We start from the raw sequence: 4,406 nt of genomic DNA, 5'->3' as shown, positions 1-4,406 counted from the left end.
CCCGTGGCGGAGTTCCGGAGTGGATCCGGGAACTCCGCCACGGCGCCTGTGCGTTGGGTGCGGCGGCGGGTCGTCTCAGCGGCCGGAGCCGCCGTCGGCGTTGGGTCCGGCGTAGTCCTCGCCGTAGGCGCCCTTGGCGGGGCGGCGGCGGCGCATGGGCGGCTCGACGCCGTCGGCGAGGCGGCGGGCGGTGAGCAGGAAGCCGGTGTGGCCGATCATCCGGTGGTCCGGGCGGACGGCCAGGCCCTCGATGTGCCAGTTGCGGATCATCGATTCCCAGGCGCTCGGCTCGTTGAAGCAGCCGATCTCGCGGATGGACTCGACGGTCCGGGCGAGCTGGGTGGTGGTCGCCACGTAGCAGCACAGGATGCCGCCGGGGACGAGCGCCTTGGAGACGGCCTCCAGGCACTCCCAGGGGGCGAGCATGTCGAGGATGACGCGGTCCACGTCGGCGTCGGACAGGTTGTCCTGGAGGTCACCGACGGTGAGCTGCCAGGCGGGGTGCGGGCCGCCGAAGTAGCGCTCGACATTCGCCTGGGCGATCTCGGCGAAGTCCGCGCGGCGCTCGTAGCTGTGCAGCATGCCCTGGTCGCCGATGGCGCGCAGCAGGAAGCTGCTGAGCGAGCCGGAGCCCACGCCGGCCTCGACGACGCGGGCGCCGGGGAAGATGTCGGCGAAGGCGAGGATCTGCCCCGCGTCCTTCGGGTAGACGACGGCTGCCCCGCGGGGCATGGACAGGACGTAGTCGGGGAGCAGGGGGCGCAGCGCGAGATAGGCGACGTTACCGGTGGTGCGGACAACGCTGCCCTCGGGTGCGCCGATCAGTTCGTCGTGGGGGAAGGAACCCTTGTGGGTGTGGAAGTTCTTCCCGGCCTCGAGCGTGAACGTGTAGTGGCGGCCCTTGGGGTCGGTCAGCTGAACCTGGTCCCCGACCTTGAAGGGCCCGCGCCTGCGGGCGGCACCGGTCGGTTCGGACATGTGAACAGCCTACCGGTCCCCGGAGGAGGTGCCGACCACCTCAGCTGGGCCTCGCCATGGCCTTCACGAAGGCCCGCTCCACGTCGGCCGCCGACAGGACACCGTAGATCTCGCCGGTCTCCTCGACGACGAGGTACTCGGTGGCGGGCGTCGCCCTGAGGGCGTCGAGGAGTTCCTCCCCCGAGAGCTCCGCCGAGACGCGCATGCCGTCGGTGAGGTCCTGGGCGAGGCCGCTGACCGCGACCCAGGGGCGGCGGTGTTCGGGTACGCCGACGATCGCCGCCTCGCGGACCAGCGAGAGGGGCTTGCCGTCGGCGTCGACGACGACCAGGGCGCGGGCTCCGGCGGTGTTGGCGCGGCGCAGGGCCTCCGAGAGCGGGGTGTGGGTCTCGACGGGGACGGCGCGGCGGGTGAGCGCACGGGCGCGCAGCTCGGGGAGGTGCTCGCGCAGCCGGGCCATACGCAGGCTGTTGCCGGCGCCGGTCCAGATGATCGCGGCGAGGATGGCGGCGAGCAGAGCGTCCAGGACGGTGTCCATGCCGACGTTGTCGACGGCCTCGGAGCCGAGGGCGCCGGACTGGGTGAGCAGCGGCAGGCCGATGAGGACGGAGACGGCGAGGGCGCGCCCGACCCAGGCGGCGGCGACGGTGCCGGTCATCGGCTTGCCGGTGATCTTCCAGACGACGGCGCGGAGCATGCGGCCGCCGTCGAGGGGCAGGCCGGGCAGGAGGTTGAACGCGGCCACGATGAGGTTGGAGATCATCAGGCCGGCCAGCAGGACGCCCGGGACGGTGCCGGGGTCCACGGTCTGCATGGCGAGGTAGAAGACGCCCGCGAGCAGGAGGGAGAGCAGGGGCCCGACGAAGGCGAGCACGAACTCGCGTCCGGGGGTCTCGGCCTCCTTCTCGATCTCGGAGACGCCGCCGAAGAACTGGAGCTGGATGCGGCGGACCGGGAGCTTGAAGCGGAGGGCGGCGACGGTGTGTGCCAGTTCGTGGACGAGCACGGAGGCGTAGAAGGCGACCGCGAAGAACAGGGAGACCAGGTACCGGGCGGCGCCGAGCTCGGGCAGGACGCGCTCCAGCTGCCCGCCGAACACCCAGGTGATCAGGGCGGCGACGAGGAACCAGCTGGGCGCGACGTACACGGGCACCCCGAAGGGCCGTCCCATGAGCAGCCCGCCCCGGGGCTCCGGAGGCCGCTGGGGGGCGGGCCCCTTGCCGTCGGCGGAGTGGGCGAGGGGGCGGTCACCGGTGCCGGGCGCGGCGTGCTCGGTACGGCTGTCCGGGTCAGGGGTGGAGGGCTGCTGCCAGCGGTCCGGGGCGCCGGGGTCCGGGGGCGGGGTCGCACCGGTGTCCTGCCCGGTCGCGGGGTCACCGGTCGAGCCGGACTTCCGCAGCGACGGACGGTCCCCTTCGGCCGCGACTGAGTCCTGGCCCGCGCCGGAGTCCTGGCCCGCGGCGGAGTGGTCTCCGCCCGCCGGGCCGGGCTGCCGCAGCGACGGACCGTCCCCTTCGGCCGCGCCTGAGTCCTGGCCCGCGGCGGAGTGGTCCCCGCCCGTCGGGGCGGGGTTCCGCAGCGACGGACCGTCCCCTTCGGCCGAGCGAGAGTCCTGGCCCGCGGCGGAATCGGCCCCGTCCGTCGAGCCGGGCTTCCGCGACGACGCACGGTCCCCTTCGGCCGCCCCGGAGTCCCGGTCCGCGGCGGAGTCGTCCTCGGGCCCGGTCGGTTGCGTCGGCGTGGGGCCTGCCGTCGGGGCGTCGTCGTGCCGCTCGGGGGTGAAACGCCGTCCGTCCACGGGCTGTTCGTCGGCGGGGGTCGGGTCGGTGGCCCGGGCCGGTGCCCCTGCGTGGCGCTCGGCCGACTCGTCGTTGCCGGACCGCGGCCGCCCGCGCCCGCCGCTCTCGTCCACCGGTGTCCCCTCGTTCGAAGCGTCTCCCGCGCCTGCCGGCCGGGAGGGTCTCAAGTCGATGGTATGCGTCCGTCGGGGTGCGTTCCGCCCCGGCACCCCTGTGTTTCCCCGACCCTCCCCTCCCTTCCCCCTCCCTTCCCGGCTCCCGGCGTCGCACACGGCCCGACCGCGGCTGGGTCACTGTCAGTGGCGGGCCGTATGGTCTGGGGCATGGAGACGAGCACCGAGGGCGCGGCGCAGCCCGACAGCAGCCCTGCCGCGGCGGTGGATCCGCCGGTCCCGGCCGGGTCCGTGGAGGCGGTCATCGAGACGACAGGGGACACGGCGACCGAGTCCGCGCCCACCGCCATACCGCCCTCGACGCTGTCCCCCTCGCGTGCGAGCGACTTCATGCAGTGCCCGCTGCTCTACCGCTTCCGGGTCATCGACCGGCTGCCGGAGAAGCCCAGCGAGGCGGCGACCCGGGGCACGCTGGTGCACGCGGTTCTGGAGCGGCTCTTCGACGCCCCGGCGGCCGAGCGCACCGCACCCCGGGCGAAGTCGCTGATCCCGGGCCAGTGGGACCGGCTGCGCGAGTCGCGGCCGGAGGTCGTGGAGCTGTTCGCGGACGATCCGCAGGGCGAGCGGCTGGCGCGCTGGCTGGGCGAGGCGGAGCAGCTCGTCGAGCGCTGGTTCTCGCTGGAGGACCCCAGCCGGCTGGAGCCGGCCGAGCGGGAGCTGTTCGTCGAGACCGAGCTGGACTCCGGGCTGCGGCTGCGCGGGATCATCGACCGGGTCGACGTGGCCCCCACGGGCGAGGTCCGGATCGTCGACTACAAGACGGGGAAGGCACCGAGGCCCGAGTACTCCGAGGGCGCCCTGTTCCAGATGAAGTTCTACGCCCTGGTGGTCTGGCGGCTGAAGAACGTGGTGCCGCGGCGGCTCCAGCTGGTGTATCTGGGCAGCGGCCAAGTGCTGACGTACGACCCGGTCCTCGCCGACCTGGACCGGGTCGAGCGCAAGCTGCTGGCGCTGTGGGAGGCGATCCGGCTGGCGACGGAGACGGGCGACTGGCGGCCGCGCCCCACGAAGCTGTGCGGGTGGTGCGACCACCAGGCCCACTGCCCGGAGTTCGGCGGTACTCCCCCGCCGTACCCGCTGCCGGTGAGGGCGGCGGAGTCCGGCGGGCCCGCGCAGGGCAGAATGGGGCCGGACTAGCGAAGGAGACTTACGTGGCCATCCGCGTCCTACTGGTCGATGACCAGCCGCTGCTCCGCACGGGCTTCCGGATGATTCTGGAGGCCGAGCAGGACATCGCGGTCGTCGGCGAGGCCGGAGACGGCCTCCAGGCGCTCGACCAGGTGCGGGCCCTGCAGCCCGACGTGGTCCTGATGGACATCCGCATGCCGCGGATGGACGGTGTGGAGGCGACCCGGCAGATCACGGGCCCCGAGCGGGACGGCCCGGCGAAGGTGCTGGTGCTGACCGAGATCGGCCAGCTGCGTCTGCTGCGGGCGGCGTCGGCTGCTCGGTCCGC

Annotated in this window: 4 protein-coding genes; 2 read left to right on the top strand and 2 right to left on the bottom strand. The window is 73.7% G+C overall.

What is annotated here, in order from left to right; translation table 11 throughout:
* Nucleotides 1-75: 75 nt before the first annotated feature.
* Complete coding sequence (locus tag ACWIF2_RS40080; RefSeq protein ID WP_033311897.1) at nucleotides 76-978, bottom strand: tRNA (adenine-N1)-methyltransferase; 903 nt, start codon at nucleotides 976-978, stop codon at nucleotides 76-78.
* Nucleotides 979-1,018: 40 nt separating this feature from the next.
* Nucleotides 1,019-2,890, bottom strand: coding sequence for a site-2 protease family protein (locus ACWIF2_RS40075; RefSeq protein WP_454366563.1), 1,872 nt, complete (start codon nucleotides 2,888-2,890; stop codon nucleotides 1,019-1,021).
* Nucleotides 2,891-3,100: 210 nt separating this feature from the next.
* Here ACWIF2_RS40075 and ACWIF2_RS40070 point away from each other — a divergent pair, with 210 nt between their 5' ends.
* Together ACWIF2_RS40070 and ACWIF2_RS40065 are read left to right on the top strand one after the other, a co-directional pair.
* Nucleotides 3,101-4,087 carry a RecB family exonuclease gene (locus ACWIF2_RS40070; protein ID WP_454366562.1) on the top strand — a complete coding sequence of 329 codons (987 nt, stop codon included), beginning with the start codon at nucleotides 3,101-3,103 and terminating at the stop codon, nucleotides 4,085-4,087.
* Between the two features lie 14 nt (nucleotides 4,088-4,101).
* On the top strand, nucleotides 4,102-4,406 hold a 305-nt coding region (locus ACWIF2_RS40065; protein WP_454366560.1), incomplete at its 3' end, for a response regulator.

It is taken from the genome of Streptomyces sp. NPDC055506 (assembly GCF_053643595.1).
Note: the sequence above shows the minus strand (reverse complement) of the source record. Positions and strands in the feature narration are given on the sequence as shown.